The following is a 20,389-nucleotide window of genomic DNA, read 5'->3' as shown; positions in this document are numbered from 1 at the left end:
TTCACATGGGATTATTCAGCCGTAACTCACCGAAAGCGCTCGAGATAGACGCACAGACGGCCGAACAGATTCGAGAGACTGTCGCCGACGAGGAACAACCCGTACTCGGGATCCGTCCCTACCGCGGTGAGGACGCTATCGAGCGCGGCGAACGACTACTTAACTCGCTTCACGACGTCGATCACGGCGGACTCTTCGATCGCAAGAACGCCTCACCCCCACAGACCTTCGAACTCCATTACACGGACGACGAGGAGATTCTTCAGTTCCGTTTCGTTCCCGGCGATCAAGATAGTCGCCGGCGACTCCTACGACAGCTCAAAACGTACTATCCCGATTCGGACGTCGTCGAATCGGCTCCGGCGTTCGCCGAACTCGAGGACGGTGATCACGTTGCCGGCGCTCACCTTGAACTCCGGGATAGCAACTACTACCGACCGATCAAGCACTATCAGATTGACCCGGATCACTTCGAGCAGGATCCCTACGACTCGATTACGTCGGAAATGGTGGGGGCTCCCGAAACGGCCGACGCCGACGTGATCGTTCAGTTCGTTCTCCGGCCGGCGTTCTCGACAGAGAGCCGTGACTCGAAGAATTGGTTCTCCGGGATCCCCGATACTCTCGAGGAGCTCCAGAACCCAGTAACGAGGTTCGACGCGAGTGGATTCGCCGAGGAAATCGGGAATATCGTTGCACAGAACGAGGAGCGCGGCGGCTTCGCAAAAGAGATAGACACGAACGGTCACAACAAGGCCGCTCAAGTCGTCGCCGATCAGTACGGGAAGAAAGGATTCCATCTTAACATCCGAATCTTCGCTATCTCCAGCGATCCCGACGAGGCCGTGTCTCGCGTTCGTGAGACCTCCGGGATGTATCGCAAGTTCTACAACTCGAAGTATGAGCAGGGCTTCGAGCCAACGTTCTACTCCCGGCGGAAGCTTCCGAAGCTCCTCGAGCGCGCCGCTGCTCGGGAGTGGGTCGATCGGGACATGGTTTTCTCGACCGACTCGACAGCGGGCGTCTGTCACGTCCCGACCGACCTCAACACACAAGAGGCCGACTACTCCATGACCGTCGCCGGGAAGGGCGTTCCCCCGAGGACGCCGCGGTTCCCGTTCGACGAGGTCGGGCTCGATCGAGCAACCTCACCACAGAGCGAGAAGCAACGAGCCATGCTCACTGAGACCGATCGCGAGTCGCCTATCTGGTACGGCTTCGGTACTCGGAACGGCGTCGAAGCCGGCGTTCGCCCCGAGACGCTCAACGTGCACCAATTCGTGAGCGGGTCGACCGGTATGGGTAAGACGACGTTGTTGATCAACTACTTCCGTCAGATCATGCAGCGTGGTCACGGCGGGCTCTTTTTCGACCCAAAAGGCGACGACGCCGACGAGATAATCTCGCTGCTCCCGGAAGGCCGTGAGGACGACCTGATCTTTCTGGATATCGGCGCCGACGCCGAGTATGAAGTTGGCTTCAACTTTCTCGAGGTCCCGCTCCGGAACCCCGACCCCGACTCTCAGTCTTTCGAGAGCGCCGTTGAAGCGCTCGCCGACGACCTCGAGTCACTGCTTGCTCAGTCGGCCGGACCCGATGCCGCATGGGGCGCTCGCATGTCCGGTGTGACCCGCAACGTCGTCCGTGGTCTCGCCGAGTGGCAGGTTCGGACTGACCGAAGCGTGACGCTACTCGACGCCTACTACGCGCTCCTCGAGGAGAACGGTCGACAGCGCTACGCCGACATGCTCAGTGAGGCTCGGATCGAATGGATCGAGGACTACGCTCAGGACGTCGTCGCCGACATGGATCAGGACGAACTTGAGCCACTGATTCGGCGCTTAAAAGAGTGGGTAGAGAGCGGAACGACCCGATCCATCGTCTCACACCCGACGTCGACCATTTCCATCGAGGACGCCGTTCGCGACGGGAAGATCATAGTCGTTCGGAACCGCTCGAGTTCCGGATCAGCAAAGCGTATGATCGCGACGGCGCTGATCCGACGCATTTGGGTCGCGATCCGAGAGCAAACGTACTCCGAGAGCGAGCCCAACCCGCCCGAGTTCTACTGCGTGATCGACGAGTTCGACAAAATCGTCTCGAAGGAAAGCGAGATACACAACATCCTTCGGGAGGCCCGATCGTTCGGGCTCTCGCTGACGCTCGCGGCTCAGAACCTTGAGACCGGAAGCGACGACGACATAGGGATTCCCGAAGGGATTCGCCGGGCGATCCAAGGCAACTGTAAGACGTTCCTCACCTTCGACGTCGGCGATCCACAAGACGCGACTGCCGTCGCGCCTCAGCATAGCGAGGATATAGAGGCGAAGGATATCCTCGAGCTCTCGAAGTACCGGATCTTCATGCGGACCCACGACGACCGGGACGAAAAGACCGACTCGTTCAAGGTTCAAACGCTCGAGCCCGCGCTTGACGTCCTTGAGACGCGCGACGAACGCGAGACCGAGCAGCTGATCAGCGAGTCTCAGGAACGCTACGGCCGGCGTCGTCGCACGAGTGCAGAGATAAAGAGCGAGATACTGCTCCGAGACAGTTCCGGCGACGTCGGGTCGGTCCGTGACGAGGCGCTCCAGCAAGATGTCGCGAAGGTCGTGTACGACGCCGCGCTCCGGTCCGAGGGTAACGATCGGGACGTTCCCCTCGAAGCGTGCGAGGACGCTATTCGCGCCGCTGTCGCCGACCGTCTCGAAGCCGACCGGATCGACACTCGCGAACGGCTCTGGCGAAACGTTCTCAAGCCGATTCCCGACTCGAAACTCTCCGAGAACGAACGAGACGGGGAGCTGTGGCTATCCGTCGGCGACGACGTAGTCTCGAGCATCCAGGATGTCGGCGACGACGAGAGTGCCGGCGGCGCCCTGCATTCGCTCGTGCTCCGAGACGCATACCCCGCGTTGAACGAACTCGGTCTCGACGTCGCGATCGCCGAACAAGGTGAGGGTGAGAAGAGCCTTCCCGACGGCACCGCTGATCCGACGCCGCTGCTCGAGGTCGGTGCCGACGCCGATCCCGCGGCGATCGCCGAGGCCTTCGAGACCTTCCGGGGGGATCACCCGACAGTCGACGAACTAACGAACGGTCGTGAGGCGATCCTCGAAGCCGAGAAGTCGACCGGGAGCACTAAGCAGGGTCAGACGGTCCGCAACCTCTCGAGTGCCGCGAACGACGACAAAGCTTGTCTGTTCCTCTGTCGGGAGGACGTCGCCGATAATGTCTGGCGGACACTCGCAGACGAGCCTCGAGGCGCTCGCGAACGCCACTCGGTCGACGGTGAAACCCGGTTCTACAACCTCAGACCCCTGGGTATCGACGGCGAAAGGGTGTATCGCGACGGCGCTCGCGAAGATGTGTGGGTTCGAGACGATGAGACCGGCGAGTACGTCCTCCGGGACGGTGCCGGCGACGTACACGCTCGGTTCCCCGACGCCGCGAGTATCTTCGATGATGTCGATCGTTACCCGGCTGTCGGCGACGAGGCCACTGACGACATGCGAACGATCAAGACGCCGATCGTTCCCGAGTATGAGTTCGACGACGGTACCGTTCCCGAGCCCGGCGACGGCTGGTATGTCGTCGTCGTTCCGTCGACTGAGGACGACGAGACGTTATCCGCCGACGACCTGGAGGTCTATATTGACGGGATGACCGTCCCGCTCTCTTCGCTGGGAGCCGACGGTGAGACGTCCCTCGAGGACGACCACAGCGACGGCCGCGATCGCGACGACGAGCTCCAGGACGACAGCGCCGGCGAGAAAGAGACGGCGGATCGGGACGGCGGCGACAGCGGGCTACTCTCGAGATTCTGAGTCTCTGAAAGGTGTTTACAGATACGGTTCGCATACCCCTCTTCGATTACCCGACGAGCGGTACGTACAGGTGAAGGAGGCAACGCTGCGGTAGCGCCACAAGCGCAGCACCCGCGAGCGACCATCGGGAGCGAGCGGCTTTTTAGCGTAGATTTTTGCGCGAGTGGTTCCGCGCTTCGCGCGGAATCCCGACGCGGAAAAAGGTACGTGGGCATCTCTACGTAGCGGCTGGTTCAGCAAAATGGGGGTGAAAATAATTCACGGAAGTAGTTCTATGACACCCTCTACCCCTCCAAGCGTTCGTGGTGATCTTCGACAAGGTCAGCCATACGATTGAACTCGCTCTTTATCGCTTCGAGGTCGTTCTCCAGCTCGTCGATCCGGTCGTTCAGTCCCTCGATCGTTTGCGGCCGATCCTCCCGACCCCGCTCCTCGTCGATCGCCTCGAGCAGCTGCTCACCGCTCTCGGTCAGCGACCAAACGATCACGTCCCGGCCGCCGTGGCTAACCTCTTCTCGATCTACCTCACGGATTAGGTTCTCATCGGCCAGCCACCGGAAGTGATACCGGACACTTCCCTCGGGTATTTCGGCTCCAGTCGTTTGACGGACCGTCGATGTATCACCTTCGCCGCCAACCGCTCGGAGCGCCTTGAGGATCCCGCGGCGAGTGCTCCCGAGTCGATCACGGACGTCCTCGATCGAGTCTGATCCCTCGCTTTGCTGAGATCCGTTCATAACGACCATACACGACCATAGAACAATAAATAATATGGTCGGTTATCTACCCAAGCGAATACATAGAGTGGGTTGAACTAACCACCGGGAGGATAGGCCAGTCGAAACAGGAATCAAAGAGGTATCAGTCTCTCGAGGACGTCAGGTGACGGAGCAAGAGCATAGCGTAATAGGGTAATCTACCGGGTATTTCCCCGAGGAGTTATCCGGGTGTGCGAAGAGTTCGATAGCACTCTCCTGTTACTCCCGCGGGGATGCCAGCACTACCTCAGTACTCGAGTTCCTCAAGCATCTCGCGGACCTCTTGGGGAGTGGCATCTTCGAGACAATCCAAGCCGTACTCAATCACGAGCGGGTAGTAGTGGCGGTTCTTCTCGAGGCTCTCACCGAACTCTCGCTCATACTCTGCGGAGATCATCTTGTAGCGAAAGTTCATCTCGTCTCGCTGTTCCTCTGGAAGGTAGAGGTAGGTGCCAACCTGCTCATCTTTGAGTGACGTTGATTCCTGCGAGCTGTCTGTCTCTCCTGTCTTGGATGTCTTTTCCGTTTTGGACGTCTTGGACGGTTTGGATTCTTCAGACTCCTGGGACTCTCGATCTTCTGAGTCCGATTCAGGCTCGACCTGCGATTGGGCCTTCTCCTTGGATTGATTGCGTCGTTCACGAAGCCGACTAGCCCGATCACTCATGCTTCAACCACCTCGGAGTCCGACGGCGATGCAAATCCAAACTGCGAATCGAGACTCTCCGCAATGTTCAGGAAGGCCTCACAAACGTCGGCTTCATCGTTGTATTCGAAGATTGAGGTCCCGCTCTCGAGGGCGTACTGGATGTCCGCCCGTTCACGAATCTCCCAGACCGGGACATCGTCGTAGGCTTGGTTGATCCAATCGACCATCTGCTGGGCCTGGTTCTTCCGGACGTCGATCCGGTTGATGACGACACCGACCTCGTTGATTTCGATCTCGTAATCTGTCTCGAGCAGATCAACATGATCATAAAGCAGTTCGAACGCACGCTTACTGGTCGACTCCGCCAGCGCTGGCACAAGGATGTTCTGGGCCGCATATAACGCGTTGTCGGTGAGGTTCCCTAGGTTGGGCGGACAGTCGATGATGACGTAGTCATAGTCATCTGCAACGTACTCGAGCACAGCGTCGAGTTGCTCCCCGCTACGACGCGAGAGTGTGAGCTCCGGTTCGACTGCGGTCATATCGATATTGCTCGGGACAACATCCATCTCCTCGTGTTCACGGACGATCTCCGTCACATGAGAGCGCATCTCTGCGTCAGTCAGACAGTCGAATAGCGTTGGGGGCTCTTCATCGTAGACCTCTGGCATCCCCAGGTTTTCCGTCGCATTCCCCTGTGGATCGATATCGACTAGGAGAACGTCCCGACCGCGCTGATTGAGAGCGCCTGCAACGTTGATAGCCGCCGTTGTTTTTCCGACACCACCTTTCTGCTGGGCAACACTGATTTTGGCTGTCTCTTCCATACAAAACGTATTGTATGGTACAGTCATAAAAGATGTGCAAACTGTCAAAATAGGCAACCGGTAGGAGAAGGGGTATAGCGAAATAGTGGTGTGAAAACTGGAGTCTGCCGGCAGGACGAAAGAGAATTCACTCTCTTGTCGTCGTCCTACTAATAGTTCTCCAGCCAAACCTACTTCACGGCGACGTATCATCCCCAGCGATAGAATTGAGTCCTCACGAAGCCGCGGATATCCGTTCAGAGCTTCTCGATCGTGGAGAGCCGATTCCAGCACCGGATACGTTGATCACTGGTGTTGCTCGGAGCCTGGATGCCGAGTTGGTTGCAACTGATAAGCACTTCTCGAAGATATCCCAGCTCAATACTGTGAACCCGCGTGAGTAATCTACCGCTGTCAATTCCTAAGGAGGAACGGAAGCAACGGTACAAAATCTGCTGAAAGATTTTCTTTTTGATCACCCCTCCGAAGAAGTCCCGCTCAAAGATTGCTCAAGATGAACAGCTAATAGAGAAGCTGAGGACGCGGTTGCTGAGAAACAAGACAGCAAAGGGGGGTTGCTGGTTACCAGCAACCCCCCACCCTACCCTCACTGGGTTAGGGTGGTGGTGGTGATGTAACCATCCGAACCCTAATCCAGTGAGGGTAGGGTGCTGGGTTACAGATGTTCAGTTCGTCCTGTTCTGCTTTGTCCGGTCACGAACCTCCTGTTCTTTGCTCTATCTCGTCCTCTCTATCTTCACTCTCTCGTCCTCGGAATGCTGAGTCAAGAAAAAACTTGTAGTGTCGACGCTCTCCATCACTACTCAAGCCCAGACAAGCCCTCTTTCTCGGACACGTCCTAGCCGTTGCGTAGATATGCGAATCTAACGCTGGTATCTCTTTCATCTTTCGTCGACGTTGGTAGAGTCGTGCTGAATATACAGTGGGTCTCCTGCATGGTAATGCTCTATGCCCCGCGGCGTATCTATAGAATAGGTAGCCATTCTGAACGGATTGATTTGTGTTGTCTTGCCGTGGACTAAACCCACGTGATAATTTGCCAGCCCTGCAGCGCTAACACCATATCAAACCCTAACATCATAAGCAAGTAGCCACATACAGAAAACAACCAATGCCGTGCCCCGACTGCGAACAAACACTCATCTACCACGAGGAAAAAGACGGCCTCTACTGCCCAAAGTGCCTCCAACTCCCCGTCGCTGATTCAGACTGGATCAAACAGCAAGCCTCGGAAATACAAGACCAGTACCTCAATCACGATGATTTGCTCCTCCTTTTAGAGGAATACGGTACATTCTGCGTAATTGGAACACTGACATTCGAACTCAACAAGGGAGCTGCCGGCATGATCACCGACAACCGACTGTCGGTGACGAAATTCTTCCATTCACTCCCAATAATCAAAGCAGTATACGAGAATGCGAATCGATTTAATAACCACTTCGATCCGCGAAACGCACACGTACAGGAAGAACTCGATGAGAGAGTGGAAGCATTTCTCAACGATGCAACTGGGCTAATAACGGTCCTGAACCAAGTCCAAGAGGATTTCTGTATTCCAATCGAGCTGACTCCAATTCACGGATCGTGGAAAGATTTCTTTGCGAATTTTCTGTTCCCCCATTCTGAATACTGGCTTTGTTCAGAACGCTGTCTGAGAGCGAACATCGGAGCAAGGGAGGAAATACGAGAAGATTTCATGCTGAAGGAGGTGATTTTCCGGTCGTTCGACCGACCAGAGAAAAACGAGATAGATAGTGTCCGAGACTGGGCTGATCACTGGTACGGATTTCAGGTGAGCCTCGGATTCACATCAGCACTTGACGAGACTGTGGGTGAAGCGTTCACTACCGATTTCCCGGATTCAGTAACGATATTTGACTTGGAAAAGCTGCTTGATAAAATGTCTGAGGCAGTCCAATCGACAATCGCAGAAGCTGAACCGGGCGATTTTCGTGCAGTTGGTGTTCCCGAACACAAGTTCGATGACATCGGTAAAGGAGTGTTCGGGAATTCATGGGAAGATGTTAAGCCCTCAATCACGCTCAGCCCGGAAAACACAGATGCTCATCCGTTGTTTTTCAAGATATCCGGGACGAAAGCGATGGATGTCAGGGGTGGTCGTAGGACTCAGAAGGTCCCTCATAAGCGCGTCGTATACCCGGATCAGTTCTCTCAGTTAGTCAAAATGCAGTTGTTCCCGTTCCTCGAAAACGGTAACTTAGAAAAAAGCACGAGTGCTCTTGCCGCATTGACCGAAAGGCGCGGTGAGGAATTTGAGCGGTACGTATACGAATTTTTAGCAGAAACGACATGTGACGCATATCACAGCTGTAAAACTTCGAAACAGAGTGGCAAAGAGATTGATACGATTTTCAGGAAGGACGGAACCGTGTTTTTCGTTGAATCGAAGTTCATGCTTCCGAAACTCAATATGCAATCGCAGAAAGGGATTAAGAACGTTGATCAGGCGTTCAACGAGAAAATTTTCAAGGAAGGAACCGATCGTGGTGGGAAGCCATTCCCGGATAAGGTGGAGGCTTGGCGTGAATTAGATGCCGGTGCTGAGATTTCCCATCAGGTGTCCCGCGATAAGTACGATCGTGAGCGGATTCGAGTCCCAGATGAATGGGTTGATGGTGAATTTGAGATGCTCGTAGTATCGAATTTCACACCGTCGTACTTGGAAAAGCGAGGGGTGCGGTTCCTTACCGACTTAGAGTTGTATCAATGGATCGAGAATGAAAAGGACGTGTTCTATGATGTTCTGACCGATGGTATACAGGCATGACAGGGTTGACAGGCTCATTGCGATTTGTCCATCGTCGTGGTGCAAGACTCAACCTCTATATCCAGCACGGTGCTCTTGACAGCAATTAGTGGGATGGATCGACGTCCTGTTACCTCTTTGTCCTGTACGTAACACAGCTATTGAAAAATGTAGCTGATACTGATCGAAGAAGAGTAAATCCTCGAACACACCGCTTATAGAATTCTCTATCGGTCCAAATCTCGACCCCGTTCGACTGGGTGACTATTCGTTCATTAATCCGCCGTCAGTAGCTACTTGTCTCCCATCGCTTGCTCGAGTCGTTTTTGCGTATTCCTCGAGTGTTAGTCCGATTTCATCGACCACGGCATCGATCTCTTCGGGAGCAATACTCTCCGTGCTCGCATCCGATCGAGCATCGGCAATCTGATCCGCGATCGACTCGCGAGCATATTCAACGTCCATCGACTCCCAGAGAGCAACGAGGTTTCGATCTGCTTTAACGATCGACTTGACGGTTTCGGAGAACCATTTGGTTTCCTCGATCGGTGTCTCGGGTTTATCCTCGCTTTCGATGTCGCCGCTGTCCTGTTGGAGATCCTCATAATCTGCTGTTTCGAGCGAAGATCCGGCTCCCGATTTCTTCTCGAGGTCGTTCTCACTACTGATGTCCTCTGGTGCGCGGAATGCGTCAGCGTTCTCGTCGTACTCGAACTCGAGGCGATCAATCAGCTGCTCGACGAACTCGTTAACCTGTTCGCGGTTCTCTTCGGAGATCTCGATTCCAGCTGCATTGAGTGCACGGCAGGCGTCGGAGCGGTCAAATGCTGGTGCAGTGTTGAGAGAGCGATCGCCTCCGAGAGCGTCGATCACGTCGCCGACGATCTTCTGTCTCCAGACTTTCGGCGGGAGGTACTCTGTGGTGCCGTCCTCATCGTCGTAGCGCTTGACGTCGTCGCCAAGGTGGCTGATTACACGCTCACGGTATTCTTCGATAGTCTGTTTGGCCGGGTTATCACTGTGTCCGGCGTGTTTACAGATCGCCTCTTCGAGCGTCTCGCCATCGAATACGTCAGGGAGTTCGGTTACAATCGCGACCGTTGTCCGCTCAACACTTGAGAGACCATCACCGTCAGAATCGGCCAGGGTCGAGAGTAGGCCTTCAGCGTCGTCGACAATCCGGTCAAGTTTTCGGTTGAGACGGGACTGACGATCGTCCTCGAGATACTTCTGAAGTGCCCGACCGAGTTCGACACCGTATGTGTCGTCGCTCTGTTCTACCTTCGCTCGGAACCCATTTGCGACGTCAGCATCGACAACCTTCTGCACTCTCACTCGTTCCTTATTCGCCAGCGAGTCGCCGGTCACCGGATCGCTGTCCTCAATATCTTTCGGCCGCCGGCCGGCAGCTCGGACAAGCCGATCGACAATCGACTCTGGTGAATCGTCGAGGTCAGCGTACTCGATCATTGCTCGCTCGAGCTCCGGCCGTTCGTAGGCCCCGACGCTCGTTCGGTTCCGAGTGAGATGATCCTGAAAATCGTCCCATGGCTTCTTCGGGACGCTCCAGTCGATCCGATCCGTAGTTTTGCTTGAAGTGGGTTTATTCGTGTTCGATTCGTCGGTTGACGTCGTTCGCGCGTTCGTCATTTCTGTGGTTTGGGTGGGTTAACGCGCCCAAATCCACACTGCAGACAGCGACCGCCGACGAAAAGTCTTTTACTCGGCCCGTTCAAGGACCAAGTAGACGACATCACGTCGTCGGCCAAGTTCATTCGAACTCCGTTGTCCGCGTTGTGGTTCGTGGACGCACACTTCGGGGGCTGCCACCCCCGGACGTTACTACTCGCATAGTCACGACGCCGTGATTCGGTATCGCGACCTGACTGCTTCATCGATTATCTTGAGACCCGGTAAGTGTTTCCCTCACACTCTTTCTTCACAGACGACCTCTTGAAGCTCCTCGAGGACGTCGGGTCTCTCTTCTCGTAATACCTCGATATCTTTCGGCAGCTCCTCTCTGATCCGCTTTCGCACCCGATAGACTGCCTGATCTTGCTGGTGTTGCTCCGGCTTGCTCTCACCAGTTATGTGCTCTCGGTCTGTATCTGTCATGATTGCCCGGTAGCGTCCCATCGACCCCGTCTCTATTGCCATTCTACATCAACCTATGCGTCCCCGCATACTAAAACTATGCACCCAGGCATAGCTTTGCATTAGTGCATACTATTAATAGGCACCAGTGCATAGAATAGAGTAGGCACTGATCGGGAATAGTTCCCGACGGGCGCTGGAGACGCCCGCCGAAGTGCTGTAGGAAACAGCAATGAGCAAAAACGCTACCCGAAGTCAAGAAAGCACCGACACCGAACTTGATGAACGCGACTGCCGCGCCTTGGAACAGTATCTCACTGTGCTCGAGGACCAGGGTGATGTCCGTGGGAATCCGGGCGAATACGAGGTCGTCAGCGAGAGTGGGAATAGCTACGCCATCAATACGCTGCTCGGGGAGTGCGAATGCTGGGATGACCGGAGACAAGATCGTCCTCGCTGCAAGCACCGTCGTCGAGTCGAGTTCGCAACGGGCTACCGCGAAATTCCGACCACTGATTGTGTTGATGTCGACCCAAGCCTTGGTGAGCACGTCTCGAGCGTTAACGACGCTGCCAATGAAGCTTCGAGCGAGCAGGCGATCGCGACTGACGGCGGACTCACTGTTCGCGAGGCTGCGGACGATGCTAGGATTCTCGAAGACAGCGAGAGCGATCCGTGGGAAGGTCCCTTCCCGGAGTTCGATAAGTACGGCGAGCCGACCGGCAAACGGTACTACCGCTGTCGCTGCTGTGGCCGTGAGGCACTCGAGTCGATCGGTCGGGACGTCGTCGGCCATCGCGAGAGCTGTCGCTTCGGGGAAGCGGACAGATGAGACGGCCACTGCATACCAACGCCGAACGCGAACAGTTCGAACTCGAGTGGCTGGAGATTCAGCGCGCTCGCGCGACGTGTATACCTGATGGCGTTCGTGAGCAATAGCCGGAGATTCGAACTGACGAGTAGTTTCAAGCCCCTGTAAGCGGACACTTGTCTGCTTACAGGATGTAAGCAAGTCCTGTATTTTAAGTATCCAAACTGAGTGAGAGGCGGTGAAAACGAGATGAACTACGCAACCTACATTCGAGCGAGTACAGACGACCAAACAGACATCCACCAACGAGAGAGCATTGATGAATGGATACGGGAGAACGACATTGATCTCGCAGATGTCGATCGCTATGTCGATCTCGGTCAATCCGGTGCAAGTGATGATCGTGAGCAGTTTACCGAGTTACTTGAGGCGATTGAGGCCGGCGAGTATACGCATATCATTTGCTGGGAGATCAGTCGTCTCTCGAGGAAAGGTGCGACACTTCAGCGATTCTTCGATGTCTGCGAAGACACCGAGACGACAGTTGTGATCACAGATGGGAGTGTCGAGAAAGTCACTCCTGACGGCACTGGCCGATTCGTTGCTGATATCATCGGTATGGTCTATCAGCAAGAGCGCCGCACACTTATTCGACGGATCGAAGCTGGACAGCGCCGTGCACAACGGCAGGGTAAATGGTTAGGTCAAGTCCCGGCTGGCTTCCGTCGCGATGACGAGGGATACCTCCAGCCGATCATTGATCCAGACCATAACGTGGGTGATACGGGATACCTTGAACTCCGGGATGCGCTCGAGCGGATCGATGACGGTGAGTCGTATCGGTCTGTCGCTGAAGGACTCCCGATTACCCGACAGTCGCTCTCAAATATCTACCAGGACTCCGAGCGGCGAAAGTGGTATCTCGAGGCGACGGCTGACAACGATGCCGTGCATGCTGCACTCGAGTCGGTCCAGACGGCGCCGGTTGGTCGAAATCCAACACCAGAGGACTGATTGCTCCGGCTTAATGAAATCCGGTCAGATGTGAGCAAACTAGATGACGAGTTCCTTGAGGAAGAATAGCAAACTGGAGAGTGAGGTTATGGAGTGGTTGATGAATATTCTGCAGAAAGTCGGTAAGAGCCTTCGTACTTTTTCCATCATATAGCCGAAGTATTATACTGAATGCCCCTAAAACCATCACACATCTGATGCTTGCGCTAGATCCACTCGTCGACAACGCTGACGGTACACTCGAAGACGTGTATGGAGACATCATCCCGCAGTGCGAAGAAATACGCATTGCGACCGGCTACTTCTACCTCTCTGGGTTCGACCTAATCAAGGACGAACTGGACAACCTGCGCGACCCAGACGAAATGGATCACGCCCCGTTGCGAATACTAATGGGGCGCAAAACCGACCGCCGAACCGCAGACGAAATTTCGGAAGGACAAACCCTCCAAGAACAGTTCCAAGAAGAGCTTGAAGCGGACATTGAAGAATTAAACAACGCTCAGATTGAACGGCTCGACCGGCTACGCGATTTCATTGCGAACGGCTTAGTCGATGTCCGTGTACGAGACCCTGAACAGGGCTATTTCCACGCCAAGGGAGCGTGCTTCCGTGGAGCAGTTGATGATCCAAGTGCTAGAGAAGGTGATGTTGACCGCCGCCCAGCTGCTACTATTGTTGGATCCTCTAATTTCTCACAGAGCGGTCAGCGGAACAACATCGAACTCAACCTTACCAGTCAGGAGCGTGGCGACGCCAAAGCGTTCGAAGACTGGTACGACAATCAGTGGGCTAATGCCGACAAGTTTAGCGAAAATATAGTCAAAGTAATTGAGAACAGTGGCCGATATCAAGAGTGGCAGAAGCAACAAGAACAGGTGGGAGAATCTACCGAAGAGAAGGACGCCGAAAATGAACTTGGAACGTACCTTGAACCGTTCGAAATGTACAAACTCCTCGCCTACGACGAATTAAACGGCAACGTCGGTATCCGCGACAGTCCCCTTTACTACTTCCAGACTATCGGCTATGAGAGTGCCAAGGAGAAGCTCTCGAAGTACAGCGGTTGTATTATTTCCGACTCGGTCGGTCTCGGAAAATCGTTTATTGGGGGCGAACTTCTCTATGACTATCGCCAGCGCGGCGATCGATGTCTGCTCATCGTGCCGGCAAACCTCACGGAGCAGTGGGCGGGACTCCTGCAGGACGATACCGACGAAAGTGGCGACCCGTACTTCGGCTTAGAGGTAGACGGTACCCACCTTGACGTGATGAGCATTAGCAAGTTCCAGCGGCTCTCTCACGACGAAGTACTGGAGTTGAAGGATGCCTTCGATGTCCTTCTTATTGATGAAGCCCACCGTTTCCGCAATCACGGAAGGTGGAAGGCAAATCCGTCTCACGACGACGATTACAGCGGAACACGTCGGCACGCTAATCTTCGCCTGTTGCGCGACAAGACGATGATAATGTTGACAGCGACGCCGATAAACAACTCCGCCGAAGACCTTGAACACCTGATCAGCCTGTTTACCAGTGCGGAGGAGTTGATGAACAAAGCCTCGCTAGATTTCGACGCCTTCGAGCAATACACCGAGAAGTCTGCCCGTCGAAAGCGAATCGCTGCCGACAAAGAGGAAGCAAGTGAAGAAGAGGAGCGTGAGCTGACCAACCAACTCCAGCAGCACGCTGAGGAAATTTCCGAGATCCTGAACGAAGTGATGGTGTTGCGGACGCGAAAGCATGTCAAAGAGACCATCAAGGAGGACGAAGACTTTGAGATGAGTTTCAAGCCTCCTACTCTCCACAAGGAACGATACGAACTCCCGCGGGCCTACCAACCGATCTACCGGATGCTCCCCGACGTGATGGATGCCTTACACCTTCCGCACATTACTATCCGGAATCCGAAGGCTGGCGAGACGCTGAAGGCGCTCTACAAACTCAATCTATTGAAGCGATTGGAGTCCTCAACGTACGCATTCGTCCAGTCCATTCAGACTCTCCACGAAAGCGAGCGGAGCCTCCTTGGGTTCCTTGGCCAGTTCCCCGATGACGAAAACATCAACGTACTGAGAGAGATGAAAGACAATGACGCTAACACTACCATCGGAGACTTCGTTCAGGGTGAAGATGCCGCCGAGGAACTGGAGCGGACACTTGAAGAGTTCGGCTTCGACACCGGGGCAGTTAAGGGCGACCGTGATGGGGACGGTGACCTCGAACTGGTCGACGTGTCCGTCGGAGAGGTGAAGACCTATATCCGCGAGGACTTGACGCTGCTGGCGTACTTCCTCTCGCGATTCGTCAGTCGCGTTGCTGAGGACGCCGGGGCCGTCGCTGATGCCGAGGTGGAGTTGGAGCAGTGGCTTGTTGATAAGGGTGCGTCAGTTCTGCCGGATGTACCTGAGAACGAGCGTAATCCACTCATTTATCCAAGTTCTGACCTCTCGGACGCCGACGAAGCCACGTTGGACTTCTACGAGGCCGTCTTCGCACTTCGGGAGTTTCGTGACCCGAAAATCGACCGTCTTGCCGAGGTGATGACCGATCATAACGAGAAGGTACTCGTCTTCACACAGTTCCGAGCAACTGCTGACTACGTTTACCGTACTCTTATCGAAAATCCGAACTCACCGCTTACCGAGACGAACAGTGCGGTGGTGAAGGGTGGCGACGAAAAAAAGCAGGACATCATCAAGCGGTTCGCGCCGGACGCGTCCGGATATCAGCAGACGCTCAACGAGAGTGATGAAAACGAACTCCAGTATGTCGTTGCCACGGACACGCTTAGTGAGGGTGTCAACCTGCAGGACGTACACGTTGCGGTTAACTATGATTTGCCGTGGAATCCCATGCGGATCGTCCAGCGAGTAGGTCGTATCGATCGTATCGGGTCAACGGCTGAGAAGCACGTCCACAATTTCTTTCCGGACGAGGACATCGAGGCCGCGATCAAACTTCTTGAGCGTCTGCAAGCGAAGATTGATGACATCTCGCTCATCGTCGGTAAAGAGAACAACATTCTTGATCCAAATGAGAACGCAGTCCTTGACCGTGCAGGCGTTGAGACCGAGAAAACAATTGGAGAGCTTGAGGTTGAGGAAATCGAGCAGTCACTTCGCGAGTCGCGGGCGGTCGACGACTACAATGAACTGGACGATACCTCGAAGAACCCGCTGCTTCAGAATGCAGGCAGCAACGAGAGTGACGCACTCAAGCGGTACCGCCTCAAATTGGAGCTGAATGAGGAGTATGGTCTTGATGCGGACGACTTCACCTTCGCTGAGGACTACTTCGACGATCCGCCGGACGGACGCGACCTCATTTACACGAATGCGGTCGCCCACGACACCGGGCCACGTCGAGGCGTGTTCGCGCTCGCTCACCTATGGTTTGAGGACGAGAGCGAGATGGAAGATGCTCCACTCGGGCGAGTCAGACGGGCCCTGTACTATAAACCATTTAACGGAGAGGTGAATGAGCGATCAGTTCGATACCTCGGTATCGATCCAGATACCGATGGAGAGCCTCTTGCCGATGCTTCGGACAGAGTTCTGTCAAGCCGCGGTGAGATTGAAAACCGGCTCAATGACAGACTGGAGAACGTCCGAGGTGGACAGGTGGGAGCGATGATCGATCAAGGCGAAGACTTCTCTGTTGAGCAGGAAATGATTCTGTCTCATCTGACCCACGATATTATCCCGAACGGGGAGGATTCTCCGGCACCGAGCGACGAGTACGACACGTTTGCGGAGTGGGGAGAGAATCTCCGAAAGCAACTCATAATGGTCGGGCTCGCGGGCACTGACGAGGATCGGGTTCTTCGAGACACCTTCCGCCACAGCGACCGCTACGACAAACTTGCCGAATGGCCAGCAGAGGAGTTCCTCGGGAAGCTTGATGCGTTTATCGAAGAGAACATCGAGGCCTCCACAGAGTATCAGGCGACGCTCGTCAGCGAGAGTGCGGTGAAAGCGGAGATTATCTGTTGGGGAGTTCTCACGAGGTGAGCCGCTGCTCGGTCGAAGTCAAATCCCGATTCGATCAAGTGCCTCCTGTTCACTTGGCGAAAGACCGAAGATCTCGTACGCGAGGAAATCGTTTATTTTCTCCAGCGTCTCTTGCTCCTCCTTGCTGAGGTCGTCGTTGTCCTCAACCAAGACACGACTCACTTCTCGAAGGAGGTTGGCGGCGGCCTTGTTCTCCGGTTCGGAACCCGGTACAATTGCTCCTACCCCATCCGACTCAAGAACCTCATAGAGGTCGCTGTAGGTTTCGAATCCGTCGATTGCTTCCCCGATTTCGGAGCAGAGCTGGGTGTCAATATCCGCATCGTAGAACGGAATGTCTTCGATGACCTCGACGTCGATCGAAATGAAACCGCCGCTTTTCGGGGGTGCTACAGGAAGGATGTAGGAGTAGATGGCCGATGAATTCAGATACCCCACGAGATAGTAGATATCAATTCCGTGAGGAGTAATGCCCTTGGTTGCCGCCCCACCAGACGCGAAGAGGTGCCCCTCCGTATCGATGCAGAAGCGGGGTTCGTCCACGATGGAGTCGGTCACAATCTTATCCCGTTCGAAGTATTCCGGGCCACCCTCACGGGCGAGTGAGTACCACGGCCGACCAAGTTCTTTCCACGTTCGGCGGGAGTCCTTTCTTGACTCCAGTTTCTCCCTGTGGTCGGATAGCTTCTGGTAGGTCTTCGGATACTGTTCCTCGAAGGTGGATTCGTCGATTAACGAGTAGCTTCCGTTCTCCTCCTCATAGGGGAAGAAAATGGCATCCTGTGGATTGGGGTTCACCCACCGTTCGACATCGTCGGGGATGATCATTCTCTTCCAGATTCCCTTCTCAACCTGCCCGTTGATTCTCCGATTTTCAACCGTGTACTCCTCATCATCGTTATCAATGATCTCCGCTCTGAGCGTAGTGTCCTGTCCCGTCTTGAGTGGGCTGCCGATCGTACACCGACTTTCGTCGGAACCGAGCCGCTGGTCACATCGGGCCTCTATTTTCGCCCTTGCGGCACGTTCGTCCTCTGCGAGAATCGTCCATTCGTCTTCACCGAGAAGCTCGGTCGGGAGGTCGAACGTGGCAAGATCATCGTGGTCAAAATCGCAGAATCCGTTAGAGAGCAGCGTGGAGACAGCTTCTTGCGACCGGACTGAAACGCACTGAATGGTGTCTGACGGGGTGCTTCCTCCGATGAGGATGGTACTGTAAATCGTCAGGCCGTCGAAGGCCGAGTAGCTGTTGAAGTCGTAGAGACTGTAGAGCCCAACCTCTTCGGGCAAGTATGCCCTCAATTCTTTCCCGTAATCCGTGACCATAAACTGGTTCGAGGTGATGATGGAGATGCGGCCGGAATTGGTGAGCAAGTCGTAGGAACGTTCGATGAACGGAACGTAGAGGTCGCATCTGCCCGCTGCCGTCTGGTTAAGATCCTTGTAGAGGTCGCGTTTCAACTCGTCAATCGTCTCGATGCGCACGTACGGCGGGTTTTCCAAGACAACGTCGAACCCATCAGAGTCGTCCGCGTACGCGTTCGGGAACTCCATCACCCAGTGGAAGGGATCCAGTTGGTCAATGTCTTCCTTGAGCAGACCGCGTTCGACGAAGGAGCGAGTCAACTTGTCCTTGGGTATTTTCTCGAAGATCTGCTCCGGCTTACCGGCTACCACATCATTGTTCTCCAGTTCGATATTGGCCGCCTTCTTCCACGTACGGAAGCCTAGGTCGTCCAACCGACAGTCGAGATCTTCGTCGATTGGGTCGGCAAACTTCAGTTTGAGCTTGACGCTCGCGTTTGAAGCGGAGATGATATTGCGGAGGTCTTCAGCTTCTGAGATGTCGTCCTCAACCGTGACATCAGGCAAATCGGCAAACCACTCGTTCAGTTGCCCCTGCATCTCGTCGTGGAGGTTATCAAGTTCGCCTCGGAGTTCCGAGATGTCCTTCTCGGCGGACTTGTATACCTCAATGTTGTCTCGGTACTCTTCGAGGTCTTCCTTCAGACGTTCGGTGATGAGAAGCTTCTGACCGTCAACTGCGACCTCCGTACTCTCGAAGCCGATGAGCGAGTCGCCGGAGCGGATATTGAAGTCGATGTTCGGCAGCGGTTCGACATCATCGGGCTCCCCCTCGATGTCGGCCACCATTGAGAGCCAGAGTCGGAGCTTGCAGATCTCAACCGCTCCCTCGTCGATGTCGACGCCGTAGAGGTTGTTGAGGATGATCTCCCGCTTGGCGTACAGCGTCTCGTTGCCTTCGCTGTCCCTGATTGCTTCTATTTCGTCACGGGTATCTCCGCTCAGTTCACCTACTTTTCCCTCTGCGAAGAGCTGCTGGAAATATTCGATGCAGTGAATGTAGATGTCGAGAAGCACCTCTTGGGCAGCGAGTAGGAATGCACCGCTCCCGACGGCTGGGTCAAGCACCCTCGTCTCTTTCAGTATATCGTGGTAGAGGGTCTCAACATGGTCGGTGTCGACCTCAGTGACTGGAGCCTGTCGCGTCATGCCCCCGTCAGCGACCGCAACCTCGCCATCCTCGCCCATCTCAATCTCGGAGAGTGAAAACACCTCGTCGATCTCATCGTACTCAGCATCGACCAGTTCGTTGAGCCGGTCAAGCAGATTCGGGTGGATGGTCTGCTCCGCCATGTGGCTCGTGATCTCCTCTGGAGTATAGTATGCCCCCATCTCCTTCTGATTGACCGTCCGCTCGAAGATATGGCCCAAGATTGCCGGGGAGAGGTTCTTCGGATCAGCGATGTCTAGGTGTTCAGCGACGTTCCAGTTCCAGTTAGAGAGGAAGTCCAGAATCTCCTCGAAGAGTTCGTTCGTCCGCTCGGATTCGTCACCGAGTCGTGCGTCCCCGAACTCCTCCTCGACGGGGCTCTTTGAGAACAGTCCCCCGTTTAGGTAGGGCAGGTCGCCAAAGTCCTCAACGTTATCCTTGTCCTCTGCGAGGTAATCGAAGAACAGCGGTTTGTAGAACTCCTCATAGTGGTCGCCGTCCTCTCCTGACACTTCTGTCGGCTTCTCGTGGAGGTAGTCTGAGTTCGTGTCAAGGAGCCGCTTCTCTTGGATGAAGTAGAGGAAGATCAGACGGTCAAAGATGACCTGTACGTACCTCTCCTTGACGTCCTCTCGGTCGTTCGGGATGCCAGTGACTTCGTTGACGAGGTCAGTGCGCAGTTCCTCAAACTCCTCGTAGAAGTCTTCGACAATTTTCTTGGTGTCGTAGAGTTCTCGAAGTGCATCGACAGAACCATACTCGAATCGGTTGAGCTTCTGCAGAATGGTGTACTTCTCCCCGCTTTCGCTCGTCATCTGTTCTTTCGTGAACGAGAGCTTTCGATACTTTTGACGCCCATGCTGGCGGTCTCGGTCGTAGGTTAAGAAGGTAAATTCCTCGTAGTCGTTAGTGGCGACAAAGTTCGTCCTCTGATACCAATTTCCCTCCGGTTTGTGCTCGGATGCCGATTCATCCGAATCGGCTTCAACTAACTTTATAAACTCAGTGTCAGACAGTTGTAAAACGATTTCGCTCTCCTTACCGACATTTGGACGTCGCCTCAGTCCCAATTCCTCGAATGAGGCGGCAATATCGTTGAGCGAGTCCCAAT

The 20,389-nt window shown here is 54.8% G+C and carries 11 protein-coding genes; 4 read left to right on the top strand and 7 right to left on the bottom strand.

Going from position 1 to position 20,389, the window contains the following annotated elements; all coding sequences use genetic code 11:
* The first annotated feature begins 5 nt into the window (after positions 1-5).
* The gene (locus QA609_RS22865) at positions 6-3,827 is read left to right on the top strand and encodes a hypothetical protein (protein WP_278304931.1); all 3,822 of its coding nucleotides are present in this window, start codon (positions 6-8) and stop codon (positions 3,825-3,827) included.
* A 284-nt stretch (positions 3,828-4,111) separates the two neighbouring features.
* Here the strand turns inward: QA609_RS22865 and QA609_RS22860 are convergent, their stop codons facing one another.
* From QA609_RS22860 to QA609_RS22850, 3 genes are all read right to left on the bottom strand, one after another.
* The gene (locus tag QA609_RS22860; RefSeq protein ID WP_278304930.1) at positions 4,112-4,564 is read right to left on the bottom strand and encodes a hypothetical protein; all 453 of its coding nucleotides are present in this window, start codon (positions 4,562-4,564) and stop codon (positions 4,112-4,114) included.
* 268 nt (positions 4,565-4,832) lie between these two features.
* The gene (locus QA609_RS22855) at positions 4,833-5,252 is read right to left on the bottom strand and encodes a hypothetical protein (protein ID WP_278304929.1); all 420 of its coding nucleotides are present in this window, start codon (positions 5,250-5,252) and stop codon (positions 4,833-4,835) included.
* Positions 5,249-6,061, bottom strand: coding sequence for a ParA family protein (locus tag QA609_RS22850; protein WP_278304928.1), 813 nt, complete (start codon positions 6,059-6,061; stop codon positions 5,249-5,251). The genes QA609_RS22855 and QA609_RS22850 overlap by 4 nt, the downstream gene beginning before the upstream one ends.
* Positions 6,062-7,172: 1,111 nt before the next feature.
* Here QA609_RS22850 and QA609_RS22845 point away from each other — a divergent pair.
* Positions 7,173-8,852: a hypothetical protein gene (locus QA609_RS22845; protein WP_278304927.1), complete on the top strand. Its 1,680-nt coding sequence runs from the start codon at positions 7,173-7,175 to the stop codon at positions 8,850-8,852.
* A 243-nt stretch (positions 8,853-9,095) separates the two neighbouring features.
* Here the strand turns inward: QA609_RS22845 and QA609_RS22840 are convergent, their stop codons facing one another.
* The 3 genes from QA609_RS22840 to QA609_RS22830 all read right to left on the bottom strand — a co-directional run bounded on the left by QA609_RS22840 (position 9,096) and on the right by QA609_RS22830 (position 11,721).
* The gene (locus QA609_RS22840) at positions 9,096-10,481 is read right to left on the bottom strand and encodes a hypothetical protein (protein ID WP_278304926.1); all 1,386 of its coding nucleotides are present in this window, start codon (positions 10,479-10,481) and stop codon (positions 9,096-9,098) included.
* Positions 10,482-10,757: 276 nt separating this feature from the next.
* Positions 10,758-10,988 (bottom strand): hypothetical protein, encoded by a 231-nt coding sequence (locus QA609_RS22835; RefSeq protein ID WP_278304925.1) that lies wholly within the window; start codon positions 10,986-10,988, stop codon positions 10,758-10,760.
* 34 nt (positions 10,989-11,022) lie between these two features.
* Entirely contained in the window at positions 11,023-11,721 is a 699-nt protein-coding gene (locus QA609_RS22830; RefSeq protein ID WP_278304924.1) for a hypothetical protein, read from the bottom strand.
* Positions 11,722-11,985: 264 nt separating this feature from the next.
* Here QA609_RS22830 and QA609_RS22825 point away from each other — a divergent pair, with 264 nt between their 5' ends.
* Both QA609_RS22825 and QA609_RS22820 read left to right on the top strand, forming a co-directional pair.
* Positions 11,986-12,750, top strand: coding sequence for a recombinase family protein (locus QA609_RS22825; RefSeq protein WP_278304923.1), 765 nt, complete (start codon positions 11,986-11,988; stop codon positions 12,748-12,750).
* Positions 12,751-12,947: 197 nt separating this feature from the next.
* Complete coding sequence (locus QA609_RS22820; RefSeq protein ID WP_278304922.1) at positions 12,948-16,763, top strand: helicase-related protein; 3,816 nt, start codon at positions 12,948-12,950, stop codon at positions 16,761-16,763.
* 18 nt (positions 16,764-16,781) lie between these two features.
* On the opposite strand, the gene QA609_RS22815 is transcribed toward QA609_RS22820, so the two are convergent.
* On the bottom strand, positions 16,782-20,093 hold the full coding sequence (locus QA609_RS22815; RefSeq protein ID WP_343233821.1) for a DNA methyltransferase: 3,312 nt from the start codon (positions 20,091-20,093) through the stop codon (positions 16,782-16,784).
* Positions 20,094-20,389: the final 296 nt, after the last annotated feature.

The sequence above is a fragment of the Natronococcus sp. A-GB7 genome (assembly GCF_029688865.1).
GTDB lineage: Archaea > Halobacteriota > Halobacteria > Halobacteriales > Natrialbaceae > Natronococcus.
This window is presented reverse-complemented; position numbering and strand designations above follow the sequence as displayed.